We start from the raw sequence: 22,819 nt of genomic DNA on the forward strand, positions 1-22,819 counted from the left end.
GCAGGCGGAAACCAGTTGGCCTTTGACCGAGATCGAGCTACCTGTAGCTCATGGGGAAGAACAAGACTTTTCGGCTTGTTCTGATCAAGCCGTCACATTACGACGACGATGGCTACGTCATTCGATGGTGGCGCGGCGGCCTGCCTTCGAATTCACTAGCCTGCCTTTACGGCATCGCGCTCGATTGTCGTGAACGCGGGGTTCTCGGGCCCGATTGCAACATCGAGATCGACGCCATCGATGAGACCAACTGGAAGGTGCGTGTCGCGGATCTGGCGCGCGCGATCAAGGCCGCGGAGGCCGGCATGGTGATGCTGGTCGGGGTCCAGTCCAACCAGTTTCCCCGATCGCTCGATCTGGCGAGACAGTTTCGCAAGCTCGGAATCCACGTTGCGATCGGCGGCTTCCATGTATCCGGCACCCTCTCGATGTTGCCGGAACGCGATCCCGGCGTTCAGGAGATGATGGACCTCGGTGTGTCGGTCTTCGCAGGCGAAGCCGAGGGACGGCTCGAGGAGCTGTTGCAGGATGCGGTCGCCGGGCGATTGCAGCCTCTCTACAACTACATCGACGATCTGCCACACCTGGAGAGCCAGCCTTTGCCGATCATTCCCCGCCAGCAGATCGGACGGGTCATCGGCCACACCACGAGCTTCGACGCGGGGCGCGGCTGCCCGTTCCAGTGCTCGTTCTGCACCATCATTAACGTGCAGGGCCGCAAGTCGCGACGCCGCAGCGCCGACGACATCGAGGCCGTGATCCGCGCCAACGTCGCTCAGGGCGTCTTCGCCTTCTTTCTCACCGACGACAATTTTGCGCGCAACAAGGATTGGGAGATTTTGCTCGACCGCATCATCGCGCTGCGCGAGAAGGAGGGCTGGGACCTCCGTTTCACGATCCAGGTCGACACGCTCTGCCACAAGCTGCCTAACTTCATCGAGAAATGCGCCAAGGCCGGCGTCCGGCGATGCTTCATTGGCCTCGAAAACATTAACCCGGACAGTCTGCTCGGCGCCAAGAAGCGGCAGAACAAGATCACCGACTATCGCGAGATGATGATGGCCTGGAAGAGGGCCAGGATCATGACCGTCGGCGGCTACATTATTGGCTTTCCCAACGACACACCGGAATCGATCGTCCGCGACATCGAGATCATCAAGCATGAGCTGCCGATCGACATGCTGGAGTTCTTCTTCCTGACGCCGCTGCCGGGCTCGGAAGATCACAAGACGCTCTCCTTGAAGGGCGTCGCGATGGATGTGGACCTCAACAAATACGACCTGGACCACGTCACGACGGACCACCTCGCCATGTCCAAGGCGGACTGGGAGCGGGCCTACGAGCTCGCCTGGAACACCTATTACAGCTGGGAGCACATCGAGACGCTGATGCGGCGTGCCGCGGCGACGGGCAATAATGTCGGCAAGATCGGCACCTACGCGCTCTATTTCAAAGGCTACCATCCCATCGAGCGCGTCCATCCGCTCGAAGGGGGTGTGCTGCGGCTGAAGAGCCGCGACGAGCGCCGTCCGCATCTGCCGGTCGAGCCGGCCTGGTCGTTTTATCCTCGCTATGCCGCCGACACCGCCGTGAAGGCCGTACAATGGGCTTCGCTCGCTCTGCGCCTCCACCGGCTGGCGCGCAAGGTCAAGTCGGATCCGCACCGGCTCGCCTATCTCGATGCGGCGATCACACTGCAGGCTGACGAGACCGCGAGTCTGGATTTGTATAAGACGCGGTCCAGCCAGGCGTTTCTCGATCAGCGGCGGCATATCGAAGAGGCACAGAAACCTAAGTTAGCCGGGGGATAGGAGGCGTTGAGTTGAACGGCAGCCCTCAGCCTCGGCACGCAACCTTGTGCCCCTCAACTCCCGACGCCGCCGACCAGACGCGGGCGGCGATTTGCGAGCGGTTTCGCGGCGGGCAGGGTGCGTAGCCACGCGCGAAAACTGACGATCTCCGGACAATCCGCCGTGCCTTCCGGCGCAACCAGCCAATCGCCCGGGCTCGATCCCTCATCGATCCGCTCGCAGCGATAGCCCGGATGGTGGCTTACGCCGCGGGCGATCAGCACGTCGACCTTGCCCTCGACGAGCTCGTGCAGGTCGGCGGGCTGCAGCACGCGCAAACCGATCTCTGCATGTGCACTGCGAAACGCCGCAAGTTCGAGGCGGCGCAGGTCGTAACTGCCCTGGACCCCCAATTGCAGCAGCACGGCACCTTCCGGCTTCAGCTGCGAGGTCGCCTCGGCAATGTGGCGAAAGCCTTCGGAGATCCCGGGCAGATAGGCTTGGCCGGCCTCTGTGAGGATCAACTGCTTGTGCAGCCGCTCGAACAGTTGCACGCCGAGGCGCGCCTCCAGCGCTTTCACCTGCTGCCCCACGGCGGCGGGCGTGACGTGCAGCTCGTGCGCGGCCAGCTTGAAGCTGAGATGGCGCGCCGCGGCTTCGAAGGCGCGGAGCGCATTGAGCGGGGGAAGGGCGTAGGTCATCGCAACTGCACTTTGACACCGATAGGCCGCGGGCTTGCAATAGATTTTCTTGCGCTGAACCGCAGCAATGATGCTTTGCGCAGCAGGGATGCCGCCGGATACGGTCGGCCCGCAAATCCGGAGAAACGCCATGCCGCCAGCTCACATCGCCAGCCACAATCCCGCAACGGTTCATCCGCCCGCCGGCGGCTACTGCATGGGACTCGAGCTGAAGCAGCATCGCCGCCTGCTGTTCATCAGCGGCCAGGTGCCTCAAAAGTCCGACGGCACCGTGCCTGACGGCTTCGAGGCACAATGCGAGCAGGCCTGGCGCAATGTCAGGGAGGTGCTCGGCGCGGCAGGTCTTGGCGTCGAGCACTTGGTCAAGGTCACGACGTTCCTGACCGATCACAGTCAAGTCGTCACCAACCGCGCCATTCGCCGTGCGATGCTCGGGGAGCACCAGCCGGCTCTGACCGTCGTGGTCGTCGAGACCGTCGACAGCAAATGGCTGCTGGAGATCGAGGCGATCGCCGCGGAATGAGGCGGCGTCGTCGATGCTGCAATGACCAAGCATATCGGGTGTCCAATGGCTGAGATCCATCCGTTCTACCAGACGCACCGCCACGCGATGGAAGCCGCCATGCGCGAGCGAATAGACCTTGCCGAAGCGATGCTCCGCGAGCGCGCGCATCTCTCTGATATCGACGCAATAAGGCAGGAGGTAATGGACGAATTCGAGATCGTCCTCACCCAGATGCCCTATGTCGGCGGCGCGGCAAGCCGCATGAGCGACTTCTTCATGCGCCTGACCGGCTTCATGGCCATCAGTCGGGTGCTGCGGCGCCACGGCGTGCCGGTGCCCGTGATCGGCGAGATCGAGCGGGAAACCTACAGGGCGCAGCTGCTGACGACGCCAGAAGCCGAGCGTCTCGCCACGGGTCGTCAATTCATGTCGCCGGAGAACCAGGCCTTGATGCGCGAACAGGCGGCAAGAAGCGTTACAAGGGCTCATCAAGCGGAGTTTCCGGAAGATTTCGTCTACGATTTTGTCGAGCCGGGTCCCCAAGACGGCTTCGAATTCGGCATCGACTACAAGGCCTGCGGCTTCTGCAAGCTCGCGGCGCGCCATGGCGACAAGGAGATCCTGCCGAACATCTGCGGCCTCGACTTCGACGCTTACGCCACGCGAGGCATCCGCCTGGAACGGACACAGACGCTGGCGGGCGGCGCCAGCCACTGCAATTTCCGCTTCTCGCGATTACCATCAAACGCGAAGGCGGAGCGTTAGGCCGTATTCCTTCTGCCGCTACATCGTCATTGCGAGCGCAGCGAAGCAATCCAGAAATGCATCCGCGGAGAGAGTCCTGGATTGCTTCGCTGCGCTCGCAATGACGGGGGGCACCGGCCTTTCGAAGCCGGCTTCCGATGATGACATCATGCCCCTGTTTTGCCCGACGGAGCAAATCGACTTCGCTAAATCCGCAATCTCGCGACGCCGCCGGCAAGTCATTGATTCCGCTAACCCCGGCTACTGTGCATGGGGTTGTTTTCGCACTTTTTGTTTTGGCGGCCATCTACTCCGCCGCTTTTTCCCTCAAGCGCTGCGCATAGACGTTGATGACCAGCGCCGCCAAGAGGATCAGGCCGCGGATCAGGATTTTCAGGAAGCTGTCGATGTTGACGTGGTCGAGCCCGTTGTTGAGGACGCCGAGCACGAACAGCCCGACGATGGTGTTGCCGATGCCGCCGCGTCCGCCGAACAGGCTGGTGCCGCCGACCACGACGGCGGCGATGGAGTCGAGCAGGTAGGTGTCGAACTCGTTCTGCTGCGCGCTGCCGAAATGGGCTACTCCCAGCATGCCGCCGATGCCGGAGCAGACCGCCGAGATCACCATGACCGCACCAAGGATGAGCTTGACGTTGAGGCCGGAATATTCGGCCGCCTCGCGATTGCCCCCGACCATGTAGACGTAGCGGCCGAAGCGCGTGTAGGTCAGCACCAGATGACCGCCGAGCAGCATGATGGCGGCGACGATGACGATCCAGGGGATGCCACTGACCGAGCCCGAGCCGAGCGTCGTGATCATATCAGGCACCTTGTAGGCGATCTGGCCGCGCACCAGGAGGGCCGAGATGCCGGCCGCGATCTGCATCATCGCCAGGGTCATGATGAAGGAGGGGATGCCGATCACGGTCAGCCCCAGCGCGTTGACGAGACCGAGCAGGGCGCAGAGCAGGATCGACAGGATGATCGCGACCGCGCCGGGCAGGGGGATGTTGGCGATGTTGACGTAGGATTCCTGCAGCGTGAAGTAGGCGACCGCGATGCCCGTGACGTTGGCGATGCTGGCGATCGACAGGTCGATCTCGGCGCAGAGGATCACGAAGGTGAGGCCGACGGCGATGATGCCTGTCACCGACACCTGGGTCAGAATGTTGCCGAGATTGTCGAGCGTCGCGAAGGAGGGGCTGGCGAAGGCGAAGAAAGCGGAGAGGAAGATCAGCGTCAGGAACGGCGCGATGTTGCGCATCTGCGAGCGCAGGAACGGTGCGAGGCCCCGCGCCCGCCGTCCTGTCGCCAAAGCCGTCTCGCTGCTCATGTGCTTCTCCGTCACGCCGCTTCCAGCAGGCGGTCCTTGCTGACCGGCTCGTTCCTGAATTCCCGCACCAAGGCGCCGCGCTTGAGCACGAGGATGCGGTCGGCCAGCGACAGCACCGTTTCCGGCTCGGTCGACAGCACGATGATCGCGAGCCCTTTTGTGCGGAGGTCGCGGACGATGTTGATGACGTCGTTCTTGGCGCCGACATCCATGCCGCGGGTCGGCTCGCACAGCACCAGCAGTTTTGGCGGGTAGGTGAGCCATTTTGCCAGGGCAACCTTCTGCTGGTTGCCGCCCGAGAGCATGCCGAGATCGAGGCCGACCACCGGCGGCCGGATCTGCAACTGATCGACCTGGCGCTTGGCGATGTCGCGCTCCTGCACCGGCTTGAGCAATAGCGCCGAGATGCGGTCGAGAATGCTGATCGAGATGTTCTTGTAGACCGGCTCCTGGTGAAACAGCATGTCGCGCCGGCTCTCCGGCACCAGCGCCACGCCGGCGCGCCGCGCCGCCGCCGTGCTGGCAAAGGTCTTGCGCGTGCCGTCCACGGCGAGCGTACCGCTGTCCGGCTTCAGCTTGCCGAACAGGATGCGTGACAGCTCCTGCTGGCCGCAGCCCATGAAGCCGTAGATGCCGAGCACCTCGCCGGCGCGGGCCTCGAACGAGACGTCCTGAAGGCTGCGCGACAGCGACAGCTGGTCGACCCTGAGAACGACCTTGCTGTCGCTCGGCTGCGGCAGCATCAGATCGTCGGCATAGCTATGCTCGAGCGCCTCGCCGCCGCGACCGATCATCGCCTCGATCAGCGCGCCCTTGCTGGTCGCGGCGCTTGCCGTCTCCGCAACCTTCCGCCCGTTGCGGAACACGGTCACCGTGTCGGACACAAGCAGGATGTCCTCGATGAAATGCGAGATGAAGACGATTGCAGTGCCTTCCTCGCGCAGCCGCCGGAGCGTTGCGAACAGCCGCTCGACCTCGGGTGGGGAGAGGGCGGAGGTCGGCTCGTCCAGGATGACGATGCGGGCGCCGGAGAACAGCACGCGCGCGATCTCGATCAGCTGCTGCAGTCCGATCGGGAGGTCGCCAAGCCGTGCCATCGGGTCGACGTCGATGCCGAAGCGGGCGAGCTGCTCGCCCGCCTCGCGCGCCATCCGCCGCCATTGCACGAGGCCGAGGGCGTTGGTCGGCTGGTTGCCGAGGAAGACGTTCTCCGCGACCGTGAGGTCGGGGGCGACGCTGAGCTCCTGATGCACCATGGCGATGCCGGCGGCGTGCGCATCGCGCGCCGAGCGGAAATGCATCTCCTTTCCGTCGATCAGGAAGCGGCCGGAGAATTCGCTGTGCACGCCGGCGATGATCTTCATCAGCGTGCTTTTTCCGGCGCCGTTCTCGCCGACGAGACCGTGGATCTCGCCGGGATAAAGCGCGAAGTCGACACCACGAAGCGCTTCGACGCCGCCGAAGCTCTTCGTGATGCCCTGGAGTTCCAGGATGGGCTGTTGTCCCACAGTCATGAAAGTTCGGATCTGGAGGCTCAGATCAGGAAGTGATCCTGCATCCACTGCATCCCGGCGGCGTTGGCCTTGGTTACGACCGGGCCATCGGTGACGACGTTCTTCGGGATTCCCTGTCCGCTCTTCTCGCCGCCGACCACGGCCGACACGCCTGCAATGATGGCGCCGCCATGGATGCGGCAGGAGGGATTGCGCACCGTGGCGAACATGCGGCCTTCGCTCACCGCCTGGATCGCCGGCGGCATGGCGTCGACGCCGCCGATCAGGATGTTGGTGCGGCCCCGCGCCTTCATGATGTTGGCGGCGGCGAGCGCCATGTCGTCATTGTGGAAGAACGCCGCATCGATCTGCGGATACTTCGTGAGGTAGGTTTCCCAGAGACGGGCGGTCTTCGACACGTCCCAGTCGGCCGGCTGGGTGTCCAGCACCTCGATGCCGGGGAATTGCTTGACGACCGAGTTGAAACCCTTGGCGCGGCCTTGCGCTCCTGTATGCCCGAGCGCGCCCTGGGTCATGATGATCTTGCCCTTGCCGCCCATCGCGTTGCACAGCGCCTGGGTCACCGAGGCGCCCATGAACTCGTTGTCGGGGGCGAGGAAGGAGTGGACCTTGATCTGATCGAGCGGCGCGATCAGCGTGTCCATGTCGATCACGGGCGTGCCGGCGTCGATCATCTTCTGCACCGGCTGGGTGAGGGTGCCGATGCCGAAGGCCTGGATCGCGACGAAGTCCCATTTCTGGGATGCCATGTTGTCGATCGCCGCGCGTTGCTTCACCGCGTCGAGCTGGCCATCGAACCAGGTGACCTCGACATTGAACAGCTTGCCCCAGAATTCCGCAGCCTGCTTGCCTTGCGCGCACCAGGTGGCCTGGAGGCCGGCGTTGGAGAACGCCGCCTTCAGCGGCTTCTCGCTGCGTCCGACTTCGGCGGCCAGTGCTGGATTTATGCCGATGCTGCCGAGGATGGCAGTTGCGGCGCCGGCGGTCGCTGCCGCCTGAAGAAGATCGCGCCTCGTCGTCGAGAAATCTTTCGTCCCGGACATCGCTCGCTCCCATGTATCTTGTCGTCGGCGCGTCATTGCTTGCGCGACCGATGTCCGAAAGTCTCTCACAAGAGTTGTTGCCACTCAATCTGCAATCAACGGCGAGGCAGGCGTCGCATCAGCCGGGAGTGTCCGCTGCGCGTCACCGCGAGGTCGAGCATCGCCTGTCAGCGCGCGCATCGATCCTTGCGTGAGCGCGATGCATCGTGCGCGCGAGGCTCGGCTACGATGGCTGCTCGATTTGGTCGGAAGAAGCGTTCATCGACGGTTCAGCCGCGCGGACAAAAAAAGAGCGGGGCCCTGGCCCCGCTCAAAAATTGTGTCGACCCTATTATCCCCGATCTTAAGATTTGCTCTTGATTGACGGGGCGACGCTGCGTTTTGCGCGCCAGGGGCTCCTCCCGAGACTTGGACCACCAGGCCATGACCTCGCGGTCAGCGCCTGAGCAAGAGGATGCTAGATCAACTTTTCTCACTTGTCATCATTTTCGGCAACGAATGTTCAAAATTCGAGCAGCTGACGAAATGATCGGGCTCTTAGCCATATAACCATATGACAAATATAAGAAATTTGTGGATAAGCGGGGTGGGCTTCCCTGCCTCAAATGCCGGACCGGCGGCCGTGGCGCGCGCCGACCACAGCTTTCGAGAAAGTTGCGCTGGGCCAAGAAGGCGGCGGAACTGACCTCGACTCGGCCCCGACCGCAGTGTTTAGTTAGCGCACGAACGAATGGTTCGGCGGATGCGCGCGCGGCTACAAAAATACTTACCCTTGGTCCTGCTCGCCTTGGTGATGCAGGTGCTGGCGCCGATCGCCGCCTGTTTGGCGACCGGCCGGGCCGCTGCCGACCCACTGTCTGCCGGCGTGATCTGCCACAGTGCGAGCGAGCAGAGCGGCCTGAACGATCGGACCGGCGGGCCGGCCGCGCATGCCGGTGCGTGTGCCCTGTGCTGCCTGGCCCAGGCCAACGCGTCGCTCGATTCGCCGCCGCATACGGCACTCGCGATTCCCGTCCGCCATGCCGAGCGTGTGGTGTGGCATCCGGCACACGCGTCCGCGTTCGCCGCTTACAAGAGCTCGAGCGCCCAGGCACGCGCGCCGCCTCAATTTTCCTGACGTAGCGACAAACCGAACCATTGGCGCGCGCCATTGCCGTGCCGATGGCGTGTGCAATGGACCGGCCGACGTGCCGGATGTCAGGAATTCAACAGATGTTACGCATTCGTGCGATCAGCCGCGCGAGCTTGCCCGTGCTTTGCGGGCTGGTGTCTTCGATCGGCTCGGGCGCGCTTGCCCAAGGCGCCTCGGAATCGCTTCCCGCGGTGACGGTTGAGGCGCCGCAGCCTTCGCGTCCCAAACCAACCACCCGGCCATCGCGACTGCGCTCAGCGTCGGCGGGACGCGCAGCCAGACCCGTTGCGCAGAACGCGACCGCCAGCGCGCCGGCCCAAAACCTGGCCGCGTCTGCCGGCGTAGCGCGGGCTGGTCTCAATCAATCGCCGGCCGGCCAGACCGCGACGACGATCGATCGCAGCCAGTTCGACAATCGCCCGGCGTTCTCGGTCAGCGACGTCTTGCGGGATAGTCCGGGCATTTCGGTCAAGCAGGGCAACGGTCCCCGGGATTTCGGCATCTCGATTCGTGGCTCCAATGCCCGCAACGGTTTCGCCATCCGCAATCTCGTGATCTTCGACGATGGCTTCCCGGTGACGCAGCCGGACGGCCTGTCGCGCAGTGATCTGATCGATCCCCATGCCTATGGTGCGATCGACGTGATCCGTGGCCCCTCGTCGGCGCTCTACGGCAACTATGCGACCGGGGGCGCGCTCAATTTCCGGACGCGGCCGGGCGGCACGATCGATGGCGTCGAATATGGCGTCGATGGCGGCAGTTACGGCTACCTCAACAATTACCTGGCGGCCGGCAAGAAGGTCGGTAATTTCGAGGGCTCGCTGTTCGCAAGCGACGTGCGGGGCGATGGCTATATCGGCAATAGCTGGTACAATACTCAGACCGTCAACTTCCTCGGAACGCTCAAGGCGACGCCGGACGATCGTTTCACGGTCAAGATCATCAACAACGACCTCAGCGCGCGGCTTCCGCTTCGCCAGTCGCTGAACCAGTTCTACATCAATCCGTTCCAGCAGGGGTGTACGACCGGTGCAACGGCGGCAGCCGGATGTCCGACCGTGTCTCTCTTCAGGAACGGCTTTAACGGTGGCAAGGACATCGAGACGGCGACCCAAGCCGGTCTCGGGCGAAACGATCGACGAACCATTGTCGGAGCACGATGGGAGCACGACTTCGATAACACGATGACGTGGCGGAACCAGTTCGTCTTCGACGACAGGAACATCAGCCAGCCCACCGGCGCGACCAGCGCCATCGGCGATTTCCCCTCGTACAATTACATGAGCGACATCACAAAGCGCGGTGAAATCTTCGGCATGGAGTCCACCACATTGGTCGGCGCCTGGTACAATACGCTCGTGGCGTCGAGCGATACGCGCAACGTCATCCCGGGCGGAAACGCCACGTTGGGACTGATCTCGGCCAACACCTACAGCGATACATCCAATTACGGGATACGAGCGCGGGAGGAGCTGAAGCTCACTCCGGACCTGACCGCGATCGCCGGAATTGGGTGGGAAACCACGATTCTGAAGGGCGTCAATACGCTCTACAAGTACAACACGATCAACGTTCCGGTCGCGACGATACCTCCGCCCACCGCCGTCAACCGCACGATTGAGAACACGGCGCCCGAATTGGCGCTGCTCTACAGACTTAACCAAGAATGGCAGTTTCGCGGACGGGTCGCGACCGGATACGGAACGCCGCAGGTGTCGAATCTGTTCGTTCTTCCGAACGGTGCTTTCGGCAACAACACTCAGCTCCAGACGCAAACCAATGTCGGCTATGATCTCGGCTTCGATTGGACGCCGAGCAACGCGGTCAAGCTGAGCGCGACGGCATTCTACGAATTTTTCCGGAATGAGCTGGTCAGTCAGGCCGCCAGCAATCCCAGCGCCAGCAACGCGACCTATACGTTCAACGCGCCGCGATCGGAGCACCGGGGCATCGAGCTTGCCGCCGACTGGAAGTTCTATCCGGGTTGGCGGTTCATGGCGGCCTACACCTATCTCGACGAGGTCTACACCGAGTATGTCGAGAACATCACCAATGGCGCGGTGTTCAGCTTCAACCGTGCCGGCAACAAGATCCCCGGCATTTCGCCCAACGAGCTGACGGCGCGAATTGGCTATGACGAGTTCGCCGGGCCACTGACAGGACTCGGAGGCTTCGTCGAACTCCAGTGGAAGGACTCCTTCTACATGGACAATGCGAATTTGCTGAAGGCGCCCGGTTATGAGCTGGTCAACGTGAATGTTCACTACAAGACCGACCTGGTGTCCGACACCTTCAGATCCCTGAATCTGTTTCTCGAGGTCAGGAACGTATTCGACCGCACCTATGTTGCCTCGGCAAACAACATCGCGAACACGGTGACGGCGGCGGGCCTTCAAGATCCTGCGAGTGCGCTCGCAAACACCACAGGATCGATCTATGCGGGCTCGCCGCGCACGTTCGTTGCAGGTATGAAGGTGGCGTTCAAATGATCCGGGCGTTCGAAGGGAGTAGAGCCGTGATCCGAACTGGCTTGCTCGGGATCGTCGCTCTCGCATTCCTGCAAGGTGCGGCGCTCGGACAGATGCGTGCTCAGCATGCGTCCGAAGCGGCCTGTGAGGAGCCGACGCTGCGCTGTGCGACCAAGGCGACGCCCGCCTTCGGTCCGGACGGGACGCTGTGGCTGGTCTGGATGGCGGGAGGGCAGGTCTCGGTCGCAAGTTCGCAGGATGCGGGACGCAGTTTCTCTGCGCCCACCCAGGTCACGACGAGGCGGCTGAACCTCGATTGGGGTCCGGATGCGCGGCCGAAGATCGTGGTTGATCGCAAGGGCGGGATCGCCGTCGCGTTCTCGATCTTCAGGGATGAGGCCTTCAACGGCCAGGTGCTCTACACGCGTTCGGCCGATGGTGGAAAGAGCTTTGCGGAGCTGAAGCCCATCACCGCAAGCAACGAGAGCCAGCGGTTTGAGGCGCTGGCGCTCGATCAGGATGGAACGGTCTTTGCGGCCTGGCTCGACAAGCGCAATCGTGTCCCGGCGAAAGAGGCGGGGCGGAAGTATGAGGGAGCGGCGCTGTTCTTTGCCTCGTCGCGGGATGGCGGCGCCACCTACGCAGAGGCCGCTCTCGCGCGTGACGGCACCTGCGAGTGCTGCCGATTGGCGTTGACGTTCGCAGCGCCCGGACGGCCTGCCGTGATCTTCAGGAACATCTTCGAGGGCGGCGTGCGCGATCATGCGGTCATGACCTTCGCCGACCTTTCGACGCCAGGCGAGATTCATCGGGTCAGCAACGACGACTGGCGGATCAATGCCTGCCCGCACCACGGGCCGAGCCTCACGATCGCGCCGAACGCAACCTATCACGTCGCCTGGTACACGAACGGGAAGGCTCGGAAAGGATTGTTCTACGCCCACTCGCGCGACGAAGGCCGCACGTTCTCTGCGCCAATGGCGTTGGGACGGCCGGATCGCAATCCGACGCGTCCCTTCGTGCTCGCGGGCCCGGCGGGGACGGTGATGGTGTGGAAGGAGTTCGATGGCGAGAAGACCTCGGTCCAGATGACGATCTCTCACGACGATGGCGAGACCTGGTCGCCGCCGAAGGCGATATCGAGCACGACCGACACTTCCGACCATCCCTTGCTCGTCTCCAATGGCCAGCATGTGTATCTGTCATGGATGACGAAGGCGGATGGCTATCGCCTCACAGCGATCGAGGGTCAACCATGAGGCGTCGATTTGCAGGCATTCTGGGGTTGAGTATCCTGATCGCGTCAGCGTCCGCGCTCGGGGCGCCTCCAGGCCTCAAGCCGTTCGAACGCGGCACCTGGCAAGGCGTGCTGAAGGGACATGCCGGGCGTCCGACGCTCGTGCACTTCTGGGGCGTGACCTGCGGGCCTTGCAAGGTCGAGCTGCCCTTGCTCGGGAGGTTTGCGAAGGAGCATCCGGAGATCGACGTGGTCACGATCAGCGCCGATCTCGTGCCGAACCTGCCGGCGGCCACGCAATCGATGCTCGACAAGGCGGGGCTGTCGTCGACCGAGAATTTCATCTTCAATGACGGCTTCGTCGAGCGCTTGCGGTTCGAGATCGATCCTGCCTGGCAGGGCGACATCCCCCGGACCATGCTCATCTCTCGAGACGGGATCATCTCGACGATCGAAGGCTCCGCTGAAATTTCCGATCTGGAAAAATGGTCGGCGCAGCAACTCGCCAAACACTGAAGTTCAAGTCTGCAAAAGGGAATACCGATATGAAGACAATCTCGAAAAACGTGCTGCTTGCTGCGTTCGCTCTCGCGATCTCCGTAGCGCCGGCGGTTGCCGACGACGTCAAGGCCGGCGATCTCGTCATCTCACAGGCGTGGAGCCGTGCGACACCGGGCGGTGCGAAGGTCGCCGGCGGCTATCTCATTATCGAGAACAAGGGCACAGCGGCGGACAAGCTGGTCAGCGTGTCCGCCGATATCGCAGGCAAAGCCGAGATCCACGAAATGGCGGTGGACAACGGCGTGATGAAGATGCGCCCGCTCGACAAGGGACTGGCGATCGATCCCGGCAAGACGGTGAAGTTCGCGCCCGGCGGCTATCACCTGATGCTCCAGGAGCTGAAAGGCCCGTTCAAGCAGGGCGACAAGGTGCCCGTGACGCTGCAATTCGAGAAGGCCGGCAAGGTCGCCGTCACCCTCGACGTCCAGGGCGTCGGCGCGCAGGCGCCGGGAGATGCCGGACACTCGGGTCACATGGACATGAAGAAAATGCCGGATCACTCGGGAATGAAGATGAAGTGAGACTAATCCGGCCGGCCGCGGCCCACGCGCGGATCGACGGGCTGTTGACCGATTTCGAGCGGGTCACGCTGGAGGCAATTGAGCCGCCGCCGCAAGGAGCGTCGCGGCGGCTCAACCTGAACCTGAAGTCGACGGAAAAATGACAGGAATTCCGCCGCGTTAGCGGCTTTTCCTCATTCCCGGTCTTGTGTTTTCGCTCCCAATCCGGTTTCACTGCGGGCGATCACTGATTCCCAGAGTGTTACCATGCGGTTGTCGCGGTTCTTTCTGCCCATCCTGAAGGAAAATCCGAAAGAGGCGGAGATCGTCTCGCATCGCCTGATGTTGCGCGCCGGCATGATCCGGCAGGAGGCCGCCGGCATCTATGCCTGGCTGCCGCTCGGCTTCCGCGTGCTCAAGAAGATCGAGCAGATCGTGCGCGAGGAGCAGGACCGGTCCGGCGCGATCGAGGTCTTGATGCCGACGCTCCAGCTCGCCGACCTCTGGCGCGAGAGCGGCCGTTACGATGCCTATGGCCCGGAGATGCTGCGCATCGCCGATCGCCACAAGCGCGAGCTGCTGTACGGACCGACCAACGAGGAGATGATCACCGAGATCTTCCGCGCATACGTGAAGTCCTACAAGAACCTGCCGCTGAATCTCTATCATATCCAATGGAAATTCCGCGACGAGCAGCGTCCGCGCTTCGGCGTGATGCGTGGCCGCGAGTTCCTGATGAAGGACGCCTATTCCTTCGACCTCAACGAGGCCGCGGCACGCGTCGCCTACAACAAGATGTTCGTCGCCTATTTGCGCACCTTCGCGCGGATGGGGCTGAAGGCGATCCCGATGCGCGCCGAGACCGGCCCGATCGGCGGCGATCTCAGCCACGAGTTCATCGTGCTGGCAGAGACCGGCGAATCCGGCGTCTTCATCAATCGCGACGTGCTGGATCTGCCGGTGCCGGGCGAGGACGTCGATTATGACGGCGATCTGACGCCGATCATCAAGCAGTGGACCTCGCTCTATGCGGCGACGGAGGACGTCCACGACGCCGCGCGCTTCGAGCGGGAAGTGCCCGCGGACAAGCGGGTCAACACCCGCGGCATCGAGGTCGGGCAGATCTTCTATTTCGGCACCAAATATTCCGAGCCGATGAAGGCGCTGGTGGCGGGCCCCGACGGTGTCGATGTGCCGATCCATGGCGGCTCCTACGGCGTCGGCGTCTCGCGCCTGCTCGGCGCCATCATCGAGGCCTGCCATGACGATGCTGGAATCAAATGGCCGGAGGCTGTCGCGCCGTTCCGCGTCTCGATTCTCAATCTCAAGCAGGGCGATGCGGCGGTCGATGCGGCCTGCGAGAAGCTTTATGCCGAGCTCACGGCCGGGGGTGTCGACGTGCTCTACGACGACACCGATCAGCGCGCCGGCGCCAAATTCGCCGCCGCCGACCTGATTGGCATCCCCTGGCAGATCATGATCGGGCCGAAGGGGCTCGCCGACGGCAAGGTCGAGATCAAGCGGCGCAGCGACGGCGCCCGCGAGACCATGTCGCCTGCCGACGCGGTGGCGCGACTGGTCGGCTGAATATTGTTCATCGCACGAGATCGCGGCCGCCAATCCGGCCACAATTGACCCCGAATCATGGGATTATCGAGCGATGGATGAGACCATGACCGAAACCGTGCAAACCGCGCCTTTTGCGCCATTCGAGTGGATGCTGTCGGCGCGCTATTTGCGGGCGCGCCGGAAGGAAGGATTCATCTCGGTCATCGCCGGGTTCTCCTTTCTCGGCATCATGCTCGGCGTTGCGACGCTGATCATCGTCATGGCCGTGATGAACGGCTTCCGCAAAGAGCTGCTCGACAAGATCCTGGGCCTTAACGGCCACATCCTGGTTCAGCCGCTGGAATCGCCGCTGACCGACTGGAAGGACGTCGCCGAGCGCATCAGCCAGGTCGAGGGCATTCGCCTCGCGGCCCCCGTCGTGGACGGTCAGGCGCTGGCGTCATCGCCGTGGAACGCCTCGGGCGTCCTGGTGCGGGGCATCCGCTCCGACGATCTCAACAACCTCACCTCGATCGCCAAGAACATCAAGCAGGGCTCGCTCGAAGGCTTTGACGACGGGCAGGGCGTCGCGATCGGCCGCCGCCTCGCCGACCAGCTGTCGCTGCATGCCGGCGACAGCGTGACGCTGGTGGCGCCGAAGGGCGCGGTCACGCCGATGGGCACGACGCCGCGGATCAAGCCCTACAAGATCGTCGCCGTGTTCGAGATCGGCATGTCCGAATACGATCTCGGCTTCGTGTTCATGCCGCTGGCCGAGGCGCAGGCCTATTTCAACCGCAGCAACGACGTCACCTCGATCGAGGTGTTCACGACCAATCCCGACAAGATCGACGCCTTCCGCAAGGCGGTGACGGAGGCGGCGGGCCGGCCGGTATTCCTGGTCGACTGGCGGCAGCGCAACTCGACGTTCTTCAACGCGCTCCAGGTCGAGCGCAACGTCATGTTCCTGATCCTGACCATGATCGTGCTGGTCGCCGCGCTCAACATCGTCTCCGGCCTGATCATGCTGGTGAAGGACAAGGGCAGCGACATCGCGATCCTGCGCACCATGGGCGCCTCGCAGGGCTCGATCATGCGGATCTTCCTGATCACGGGCGCCTCGATCGGCGTGGTCGGCACGCTGGTCGGCTTCTGCGTTGGCCTCGTGATCTGTCTCAACATCGAATCGATCAGGCAGTTCCTGTCCTGGCTGACCAGCACCGAGCTGTTCTCGCCGGAACTCTACTTTCTGTCGAAACTGCCCGCCGAGATCGACGTCGGCGAGACCACGGCGGTCGTCATCATGGCGCTGACGCTGTCGTTCCTGGCGACGCTCTATCCGTCGTGGCGCGCCGCGCGCCTCGATCCCGTCGAAGCGCTCCGGTACGAGTGAGGGGCTGATGGAGCAGCAGCAGGGGGCGGAGGATGTACCGGTCATTTATCTCCACGAGATAAAGCGGCAGTACTTGCAGGGCGAGGTGCCGCTGACGATTCTCGACGGCGCCAAGCTGGCGCTGTGGGCGGGACAGTCGGTCGCGCTGGTGGCGCCGTCGGGCTCGGGCAAGTCGACGCTCCTGCACATCGCGGGCCTTCTGGAGGCGCCCGATTCCGGCGAGGTCTATGTCTCGGGCGCGCCGACCTCGCAGCTGCCCGACATCGAGCGCACGCAACTGCGCCGCACCGATATCGGCTTCGTCTATCAGTCGCACCGGCTGCTGCCGGAGTTCTCGGCGCTGGAGAACGTGATGCTGCCGCAGATGATCCGCGGCCTGAAGAAGTCCGAGAGCGTCAAGCGCGCCAAGGAGATCCTGGGCTATCTCGGCCTCGGCGACCGCATCACCCATCGCCCGGCCGAGCTGTCCGGCGGCGAGCAGCAGCGCGTCGCGATCGCCCGTGCGGTCGCCAATGCGCCGCGCGTGCTGTTTGCGGACGAGCCGACCGGCAACCTCGATCCGCACACGGCCGATCATGTGTTCCAGGCGCTGATGCAGCTGGTCAAGGCGACCAAGGTCTCGATGCTGATCGCGACCCACAACATGGAGCTCGCCGGCCGCATGGACCGGCGCGTGTCGCTGTCGAACGGCCAGGTCGTCGAGCTCGACTAGCAAAACTGCGAAAACAACCCCATGCACAGTAGCCAAGTGCTTGGCCGGACTAACGAAAAAAATCGGCGACGGCGCTCCGCCGCCGCCTCGAGGCTCAAGGCCTGATCACCGTCAATTTGAACGGTCCGGCATTGGCCGCGGCATGCGCCACCGCCTCGTTGGCGTGGTCGAGGTCGAAGACCGTGGTCTCGTACTCGTCGAGCCGCAGCAACCCGGCGCGTACCAGCGCGATCAGGCGGCTCGCCGCATCCGGCGGGTACATCCAGACGCCGTGGATGCTGATGCAGTTGCGCATGATCCAGGGGTAGGGCAGCTCGAGACCCGCGCCGCCGGCCATGCCGACGCCGCCCATCAGCACGACGCGGCCATACGCGCGCACCGTCATGACGGCGGCCCGCACCACGGTCGGGCTCACCGAGGGCGGCATGATGTCGAGCACGCAGTCGATCGGGCCTGATGCAGCGCGCTTCATGCTCTCGCGGTCGTGGTCCTCATCGCCAGTCAGCTTGACTGGTTTGACACGGCTGCCGAAGCGGCGTGCGAGGTCGGCGAGGGCCCGATCGTTGCGGCCCGGCGTGACCACGCAGGCTGCGCCCATCGCCAGCGCAACAGAGACGGCGGCGCTGCCGAAATTGCCGGTGGCGCCGCTCACCAGCACGGTCTCGCCAGGACGAAGGTTTGCAGCGAGGAAGCCGCCATAGGGCACCAGCAGCGTACCCAGCGCGCACCATTGCGTCGCTTGCTCCGGCGTGATCGCGCCGAGGCGTTTGACGTTTTCGGTCGGCAGGCGCATCTGCTCGGCGAAGGAGCCGTGGCGAAAGTGCTTCTGCAGAGACATGCCGCCGGGCCTGGCGGCAGTCAGCCCCTGCAGGGCGATATCGGGCGCAACGGCGTCATCGCGCGAGCGCACCGTCGGATCACAGAACACCCAGTCGCCGATCGCGAGCCTGGTCGCGTCCGGGCCGATCGCGCGCACCCTGCCGATGCCGCCGGGTCCCGGGATGATCGGCAGATCGAGCGCATAATTGCGCGTCCCGTCGAGGACCTCGTTCATGTAGGACAGCACGCGTGTGGCGACAACGTCGACGATGACCTCGCCGGTGCCGAGCACCGGTTCGGGCACATTCTCGATCGCCAGCGGCGAGCCGAAGGATTTGAGCACGGCAGCTTTCATGATGTTCACCTCAAAGTCGGGTGAGGCCGACATGCGCCGCCTTGGAGGGGCCAAGAAGGCCTGGTATTATCCTAGTATTCCATTGGCCCTCCATCGTAGGGACGCTCGTCATGGCCGATCCACGCCGCGTTGAATTCGGTGACTTCCTGAGGTCCCGCCGCGAAAAGCTGACGCCGAAAACGGTCGGACTGCCCGCAGGTAGCCGGCGGCGCACTGCGGGGCTGCGCCGCGAAGAAGTCGCGCAGCTCGCCGGCATCGGCGTCGACTGGTACATCCGCCTCGAGCAGGGCCGCACCGTCAGCCCGTCGGTGACCACCGTCGATGCGCTGGCCCGGGCCCTCCGTCTCAGCAAGACCGAGCACGCGCACCTCAAGGCGCTGGCGCGCGACCGCGCAAGAAGCGTGTTCACGCGCGAAACCGTGCCCCCGCCGATTCGGCGGATGATCGAGAGCCTGGCGCAGCCGGCCTACATCACCGGCCGGCGCTGGGACGTGCTGGCCTGGAACGACGCGGCCGAGGACGTCTTCGGCTTCGGGCGATTGCCGGAGCAGGACCGCAACACGCTGCTCCTGATGATGACCAACAGGCAGACGCGAAAATCCTACGGCGCCGGCTGGGCGGACGTCGCCAAGGCCATGGTGGCGATGTTTCGCGCCACCCACGACGTCTGGGCCGGCGATCCCGCCTTCACGGAGTTGCTGACGCGACTGCGCCAGGGCAGTCCGGAATTCGTCAAATGGTGGGAGGCACACGACATCCGCAGCACTATCTCGGGCCGGAAGACCATGAACCATCCGACCAAGGGCGTGCTGCACTTCGAGCACACCAGCTTCCAGGCCAACGACGATCCCGCGCTGAAGCTCGTGATCTATACGCCTGTGCAAGGCGTGGAGACCTAGTGGCCGGCGCATCTGCTTTCGAGAGGCAAGCGGACACGTTGCGATTAGTCCGGGCTCTGCCCTCGCAGGTCAACCGGAGTGGACATCCCGAAGGGCACCGAGAAGTGGATCAAGGATTTGACCGCAACCACTCCGAAAAGGCCCGGATGATCCGCGCGCGCGGATGGCCTGGCTTGCTGACCACATAGAAGGCGTACCCAGGCAAGCTCAATTTGAACACCTTCACGAGCGTACCTGCGGCGAGGTCGTGTGCCGCGAGCACATCACTGAAAACTCCAATCCCCTGTCCAGCGATCACCGCCTCGATCGCGTGCAGTTCCTCCCGGAAACTCAAGTGCTGCATGTCCTTGAATTGAGGCACCTCGCGCCATCTGCGCTGAGCCGTGGCGAGCCATCTCTGCCACGTGGGCGGCTCGCGATCGGCCGGCGACCAATAGGAGTGAATCAGAACGTGGTTCGCAAGGTCGGCTGGTTTCTTCAGCCGCCCGTTTGCAAGCAGGCGCGGACTGCAGACCGGCCAGAATGTATCGCTGAAGAGATCATCGACGATTCCGTCCGCCGGCCGCACCCGGCTCGTTGCATAGCGAATGGCGACGTCGCCGTCTCCAGCCTGCAGATCCAGTACTGAGTCAGTGCCGATGACTTCCAGCGGCACGTCGGGATGCAACTTCCGCCACAGCGGCAGGCGGGGGACGAGCCAGCGGCTGGCGAAAGCGTTGGTCGTCGTCACCCGGAGGGGCTGCTGATCGCGTTCCTGCTTGACGGCCGCAATGGCCGCGGCAAACATCTCGAGGCCGCTGCGAATGGCGGGGAAGAGCCGCGCTCCGGCATCGGTCAATGAAAGAGGCCGTGGTCTGCGCCGGAACAGAGCCCGACCGCAATACTGCTCGAGCAGCCCGATCTGATGGCTGATCGCCGTTGGTGTCACGCCGAGTTCTGCCGCAGCCTTCTTGAAGCTGAGATGGCGGGCAGCGGCTTCAAACGCGCGAAGCTCGATCAGCGGCGGCAGCCTGTGCATGCCGCTAGTCTAGGTGAAATCAGTTCATCGTCACCTGAATTCTTCGGATTTGCTCCGAGACAGTCCGCGACCGAGGATGTGGTGGGATCAAGCTGAGGAAATCGTGTCATGTCATCCGTTGCATCTGTCGCCAGCGCCGCCGCCGATCTTGGTCCCTCCTTTGGAGGACAACTGCTCAAGCCAGCGGACGAGGGCTACGATGAGGCGCGAATGGTCCACAACGGGCTGGTCGACAAACGGCCAGCATTGATTGCCAGATGCCGCGGCGTGGCTGATGTCGTCGATGCCCTCGCTCTTGCGACCAAGCTCGGTCTTGAGGTCGCGGTTCGCGGCGGCGGCCATAATGTAGCAGGGCGCGCAACTATCGACGGCGGGATCATGATCGACCTCTCACCCATGAAGGGCGTCCGGGTCGACGCCCTCGGCAAGACCGTATGGGCGCAGGGCGGGGTCACCTGGGGCGAGCTCAATCGCGAAACGCAACTTCGCGGACTGGCAGTCACCGGCGGCGTGATCTCGACCACGGGGATCGCCGGCCTGACCCTCGGAGGAGGTCTGGGCTGGTTGATGGGCAAGTACGGCTTGGCGCTGGACAATTTGCGCGCCGTCGAACTCGTCACCGCTGACGGCAAAGTCTTGCGGGCCAGCAAGCAAGAGGAGCCCGATCTGTTCTGGGCCGTCCGCGGCGGCGGCGGAAATTTCGGGATCGCCACCAGTCTCGAATATGATCTCCATATCGTCGGGCCGATCATCACGGGTGGCCCGATCATCCATCCCATCGAGCGCTCCCGTGATGTGCTGGAATTTTTCCGGACCAGTACGCGCTCGCTTACGGACGAGCACATGCTGTTCGCATCCCTGACCCATGCGCCCGACGGATCCGGCACGGAGGTCGCCGCCCTCGTCACCAGCCACTGCGGTTCGGCGGCGCATGCCAAAGGAGCCATGCGGCCGCTGAAACAGTTCGGGGCACCGATCCTGGATGCAGTCGGGCCGATACCCTATTGCGAGCTCAACCGCATGCTCGACGCCAACTATCCGAAAGGCGCTTTCAACTATTGGAAATCGAACTTCCTGAAGGAGCTGAGTGATGGTGCGATTTCGACCATGATCGATTGTTTCGCGCGCTGCCCGACTCCCATGGGGCAGTTCCTCCTCGAACACATCCACGGCGCGGCGGCCCGCATCGATCCGGGGGATACGGCATTTCCGCATCGGCAGGAGGGCTACAATTTTCTGATTCTCGCGCAGTGGATGCAGCCCAGCGATACGAGCCGCTGCATCTCCTGGGCGCGCGAAACTTACGAAAGGATGCGGCCCTTCTTTGCTTCCGGCCGCTATGTCAACTATCTCGATGATGACGAGACGGGCGATCCTGTCGCTGCCGCCTATGGACCAAACTACCGGCGTCTGCAGCGGATCAAAGCGAAATACGACCCGGCGAACTTCTTCCGCATGAACCAGAACATCCGGCCGCTGGCCTGATTGGCGGCCGAGGATCTCGTCGTTCTCATCCCGTTCAGGATGTCCGTGGAAGGCGCTATTGAAAACGGGATGCGTCTGACCTTCCCGATTCTGCTGATGTCGAATCGACAGTTCGGAGATTGGGGCAGCTACCTCCCGCGTGATCCGGGTTTCATGTAGCTCAATCCAGGTGCATTGAACACGACGTCATCGCGCAGCTTGGTCACGGGATGACCGATCTTGCTTCGCGCGTGCACCTGGCCCGTGCCGGTATTTGCAAGCCACCTTCGCAGGCGCTATGCCCCCGGCTTTCGAGAAGAGCCCGGATATGACAATCTCTGACGACAACGACCTCACCTGCCTGAAAGAGATCGGGCGCATCGTCGCCAATACGCTGGAGGCGATGGGGAAGGCGCTCGAGCCGGGCATGACCACGTCCGAACTCGACCAGATCGGGCGAAAGCTCCTGGAAGCTGCCGGAGCGCGTTCGGCTCCGCAGCTGGCCTACGACTTTCCCGGAGCGACCTGCATCAGCGTGAACGAGGAGATCGCGCATGGCATTCCGGGCGAGCGACGGATCGCGCGCGGCGATCTCGTCAACATCGATGTGTCGGCCGAGAAGAACGGCTTCTTCGCCGATACGGGAGCCTCGTTCGCCGTTCCGCCCGTCACCCGCAGGATCGAACGCCTTTGCAGGGACGGCCGGCGGGCGATGTGGACAGGGCTGCGGCAGGTGGGCGCCGGCAAACCGATTGCCGGCATCGGCCAGGCGATCGGGACCTTTGCGCGGAAGAACGGCTACAGCCTGGTCCGGAATCTTGCCAGTCATGGCGTCGGCCTGTCTCTCCATGAGGAGCCGACAGAGATCGCAACATGGCCCGACCGCTCCGAACGCCGTATCATGAGCGACGGCCTGGTGTTCACCGTCGAGCCGTTCCTCTCCATGGGCGCCGAGTGGGCACAGGATGGTGACGATCCGTGGACGCTCTACAGCAGTCCCGAAGCGCCGACGGTGCAGTACGAACACACTGTTGTCGCTACAAAGCAAGGCCCTTTGATCGTGACGATGGCGGGCTGAGGCGA

The 22,819-nt window shown here is 63.5% G+C and carries 20 protein-coding genes; 14 read left to right on the plus strand and 6 right to left on the minus strand.

The features are described 5' to 3' along the window. The first annotated feature begins 50 nt into the window (after window positions 1–50). Window positions 51–1,811 (plus strand): B12-binding domain-containing radical SAM protein, encoded by a 1,761-nt coding sequence (locus tag JQ566_RS20320; RefSeq protein WP_212374855.1) that lies wholly within the window; start codon window positions 51–53, stop codon window positions 1,809–1,811. A 53-nt stretch (window positions 1,812–1,864) separates the two neighbouring features. Here the strand turns inward: JQ566_RS20320 and JQ566_RS20325 are convergent, their stop codons facing one another. Further along, complete coding sequence (locus tag JQ566_RS20325; protein WP_212375057.1) at window positions 1,865–2,491, minus strand: LysR family transcriptional regulator; 627 nt, start codon at window positions 2,489–2,491, stop codon at window positions 1,865–1,867. A gap of 130 nt (window positions 2,492–2,621) precedes the next feature. Here JQ566_RS20325 and JQ566_RS20330 point away from each other — a divergent pair, with 130 nt between their 5' ends. Together JQ566_RS20330 and JQ566_RS20335 are read left to right on the plus strand one after the other, a co-directional pair. Further along, window positions 2,622–3,014: a RidA family protein gene (locus JQ566_RS20330; RefSeq protein WP_212374857.1), complete on the plus strand. Its 393-nt coding sequence runs from the start codon at window positions 2,622–2,624 to the stop codon at window positions 3,012–3,014. A 45-nt stretch (window positions 3,015–3,059) separates the two neighbouring features. Next, a complete protein-coding gene (locus JQ566_RS20335) occupies window positions 3,060–3,761 on the plus strand; it encodes an L-2-amino-thiazoline-4-carboxylic acid hydrolase (protein ID WP_212374859.1) in 702 nt (233 codons plus the stop codon). A gap of 286 nt (window positions 3,762–4,047) precedes the next feature. Here JQ566_RS20335 and JQ566_RS20340 read toward each other — a convergent pair whose 3' ends face one another. The 3 genes from JQ566_RS20340 to JQ566_RS20350 are packed head-to-tail and all read right to left on the minus strand — an operon-like array spanning window position 4,048 to window position 7,630. Then, entirely contained in the window at window positions 4,048–5,073 is a 1,026-nt protein-coding gene (locus JQ566_RS20340) for an ABC transporter permease (RefSeq protein ID WP_212374861.1), read from the minus strand. Between the two features lie 11 nt (window positions 5,074–5,084). Then, entirely contained in the window at window positions 5,085–6,587 is a 1,503-nt protein-coding gene (locus JQ566_RS20345; RefSeq protein ID WP_212374863.1) for a sugar ABC transporter ATP-binding protein, read from the minus strand. Between the two features lie 20 nt (window positions 6,588–6,607). After that, window positions 6,608–7,630, minus strand: coding sequence for a sugar ABC transporter substrate-binding protein (locus JQ566_RS20350; RefSeq protein WP_212374865.1), 1,023 nt, complete (start codon window positions 7,628–7,630; stop codon window positions 6,608–6,610). Window positions 7,631–8,372: 742 nt separating this feature from the next. On the opposite strand from JQ566_RS20350, the gene JQ566_RS20355 reads away from it, so the two are divergent. The 8 genes from JQ566_RS20355 (at window position 8,373) to JQ566_RS20390 (ending at window position 17,181) form a co-directional block, all read left to right on the plus strand. Beyond that, on the plus strand, window positions 8,373–8,747 hold the full coding sequence (locus JQ566_RS20355; RefSeq protein WP_212374867.1) for a DUF2946 domain-containing protein: 375 nt from the start codon (window positions 8,373–8,375) through the stop codon (window positions 8,745–8,747). A 95-nt stretch (window positions 8,748–8,842) separates the two neighbouring features. Continuing rightward, a complete protein-coding gene (locus tag JQ566_RS20360; RefSeq protein ID WP_212374868.1) occupies window positions 8,843–11,251 on the plus strand; it encodes a TonB-dependent receptor family protein in 2,409 nt (802 codons plus the stop codon). 26 nt (window positions 11,252–11,277) lie between these two features. After that, a complete protein-coding gene (locus tag JQ566_RS20365; RefSeq protein ID WP_212374870.1) occupies window positions 11,278–12,489 on the plus strand; it encodes a sialidase family protein in 1,212 nt (403 codons plus the stop codon). Beyond that, window positions 12,486–12,983, plus strand: a complete 498-nt coding sequence (locus JQ566_RS20370; protein WP_212374872.1) for a TlpA family protein disulfide reductase — start codon at window positions 12,486–12,488, stop codon at window positions 12,981–12,983. The genes JQ566_RS20365 and JQ566_RS20370 overlap by 4 nt, the downstream gene beginning before the upstream one ends. Before the next feature lie 29 nt (window positions 12,984–13,012). Beyond that, window positions 13,013–13,549 carry a copper chaperone PCu(A)C gene (locus tag JQ566_RS20375; protein ID WP_212374874.1) on the plus strand — a complete coding sequence of 179 codons (537 nt, stop codon included), beginning with the start codon at window positions 13,013–13,015 and terminating at the stop codon, window positions 13,547–13,549. Window positions 13,550–13,795: 246 nt separating this feature from the next. Beyond that, a complete protein-coding gene (proS, locus tag JQ566_RS20380; RefSeq protein WP_212374875.1) occupies window positions 13,796–15,115 on the plus strand; it encodes a proline--tRNA ligase in 1,320 nt (439 codons plus the stop codon). A gap of 73 nt (window positions 15,116–15,188) precedes the next feature. After that, entirely contained in the window at window positions 15,189–16,469 is a 1,281-nt protein-coding gene (locus tag JQ566_RS20385) for a lipoprotein-releasing ABC transporter permease subunit (RefSeq protein WP_212374877.1), read from the plus strand. Between the two features lie 7 nt (window positions 16,470–16,476). Then, entirely contained in the window at window positions 16,477–17,181 is a 705-nt protein-coding gene (locus JQ566_RS20390; RefSeq protein ID WP_212374879.1) for an ABC transporter ATP-binding protein, read from the plus strand. A 94-nt stretch (window positions 17,182–17,275) separates the two neighbouring features. On the opposite strand, the gene JQ566_RS20395 is transcribed toward JQ566_RS20390, so the two are convergent. Further along, entirely contained in the window at window positions 17,276–18,355 is a 1,080-nt protein-coding gene (locus JQ566_RS20395) for a zinc-binding dehydrogenase (RefSeq protein WP_212374881.1), read from the minus strand. A 110-nt stretch (window positions 18,356–18,465) separates the two neighbouring features. Between JQ566_RS20395 and JQ566_RS20400 the strand changes: the two genes are divergently transcribed. After that, a complete protein-coding gene (locus JQ566_RS20400; protein ID WP_212374883.1) occupies window positions 18,466–19,254 on the plus strand; it encodes a helix-turn-helix transcriptional regulator in 789 nt (262 codons plus the stop codon). Between the two features lie 109 nt (window positions 19,255–19,363). Here JQ566_RS20400 and JQ566_RS20405 read toward each other — a convergent pair whose 3' ends face one another. Then, window positions 19,364–20,272, minus strand: a complete 909-nt coding sequence (locus JQ566_RS20405) for a LysR substrate-binding domain-containing protein (RefSeq protein WP_212374885.1) — start codon at window positions 20,270–20,272, stop codon at window positions 19,364–19,366. Window positions 20,273–20,380: 108 nt separating this feature from the next. Between JQ566_RS20405 and JQ566_RS20410 the strand changes: the two genes are divergently transcribed. Next, complete coding sequence (locus JQ566_RS20410) at window positions 20,381–21,757, plus strand: FAD-binding oxidoreductase (protein WP_212374887.1); 1,377 nt, start codon at window positions 20,381–20,383, stop codon at window positions 21,755–21,757. 307 nt (window positions 21,758–22,064) lie between these two features. After that, window positions 22,065–22,814 carry a type I methionyl aminopeptidase gene (gene map, locus JQ566_RS20415; RefSeq protein ID WP_212375059.1) on the plus strand — a complete coding sequence of 250 codons (750 nt, stop codon included), beginning with the start codon at window positions 22,065–22,067 and terminating at the stop codon, window positions 22,812–22,814. Window positions 22,815–22,819 lie beyond the last annotated feature (5 nt).

Source organism: Bradyrhizobium sp. SZCCT0231, from assembly GCF_018130245.1.
Taxonomy (GTDB): Bacteria; Pseudomonadota; Alphaproteobacteria; order Rhizobiales; family Xanthobacteraceae; genus Bradyrhizobium; species Bradyrhizobium japonicum_F.

Bases quoted from the DNA above. Each gene is read 5' to 3' on its own strand.
- JQ566_RS20320 (WP_212374855.1), top strand. From the start codon at position 51: ATGGGGAAGAACAAGACTTTTCGGCTTGTTCTGATCAAGCCGTCACAT.
- JQ566_RS20325 (WP_212375057.1), bottom strand. From the start codon at position 2,491: ATGACCTACGCCCTTCCCCCGCTCAATGCGCTCCGCGCCTTCGAAGCC.
- JQ566_RS20330 (WP_212374857.1), top strand. From the start codon at position 2,622: ATGCCGCCAGCTCACATCGCCAGCCACAATCCCGCAACGGTTCATCCG.
- JQ566_RS20335 (WP_212374859.1), top strand. From the start codon at position 3,060: ATGGCTGAGATCCATCCGTTCTACCAGACGCACCGCCACGCGATGGAA.
- JQ566_RS20340 (WP_212374861.1), bottom strand. From the start codon at position 5,073: ATGAGCAGCGAGACGGCTTTGGCGACAGGACGGCGGGCGCGGGGCCTC.
- JQ566_RS20345 (WP_212374863.1), bottom strand. From the start codon at position 6,587: ATGACTGTGGGACAACAGCCCATCCTGGAACTCCAGGGCATCACGAAG.
- JQ566_RS20350 (WP_212374865.1), bottom strand. From the start codon at position 7,630: ATGTCCGGGACGAAAGATTTCTCGACGACGAGGCGCGATCTTCTTCAG.
- JQ566_RS20355 (WP_212374867.1), top strand. From the start codon at position 8,373: ATGCGCGCGCGGCTACAAAAATACTTACCCTTGGTCCTGCTCGCCTTG.
- JQ566_RS20360 (WP_212374868.1), top strand. From the start codon at position 8,843: ATGTTACGCATTCGTGCGATCAGCCGCGCGAGCTTGCCCGTGCTTTGC.
- JQ566_RS20370 (WP_212374872.1), top strand. From the start codon at position 12,486: ATGAGGCGTCGATTTGCAGGCATTCTGGGGTTGAGTATCCTGATCGCG.
- JQ566_RS20375 (WP_212374874.1), top strand. From the start codon at position 13,013: ATGAAGACAATCTCGAAAAACGTGCTGCTTGCTGCGTTCGCTCTCGCG.
- proS (WP_212374875.1), top strand. From the start codon at position 13,796: ATGCGGTTGTCGCGGTTCTTTCTGCCCATCCTGAAGGAAAATCCGAAA.
- JQ566_RS20385 (WP_212374877.1), top strand. From the start codon at position 15,189: ATGGATGAGACCATGACCGAAACCGTGCAAACCGCGCCTTTTGCGCCA.
- JQ566_RS20390 (WP_212374879.1), top strand. From the start codon at position 16,477: ATGGAGCAGCAGCAGGGGGCGGAGGATGTACCGGTCATTTATCTCCAC.
- JQ566_RS20395 (WP_212374881.1), bottom strand. From the start codon at position 18,355: ATGAAAGCTGCCGTGCTCAAATCCTTCGGCTCGCCGCTGGCGATCGAG.
- JQ566_RS20400 (WP_212374883.1), top strand. From the start codon at position 18,466: ATGGCCGATCCACGCCGCGTTGAATTCGGTGACTTCCTGAGGTCCCGC.
- JQ566_RS20405 (WP_212374885.1), bottom strand. From the start codon at position 20,272: ATGCACAGGCTGCCGCCGCTGATCGAGCTTCGCGCGTTTGAAGCCGCT.
- JQ566_RS20410 (WP_212374887.1), top strand. From the start codon at position 20,381: ATGTCATCCGTTGCATCTGTCGCCAGCGCCGCCGCCGATCTTGGTCCC.
- map (WP_212375059.1), top strand. From the start codon at position 22,065: ATGACAATCTCTGACGACAACGACCTCACCTGCCTGAAAGAGATCGGG.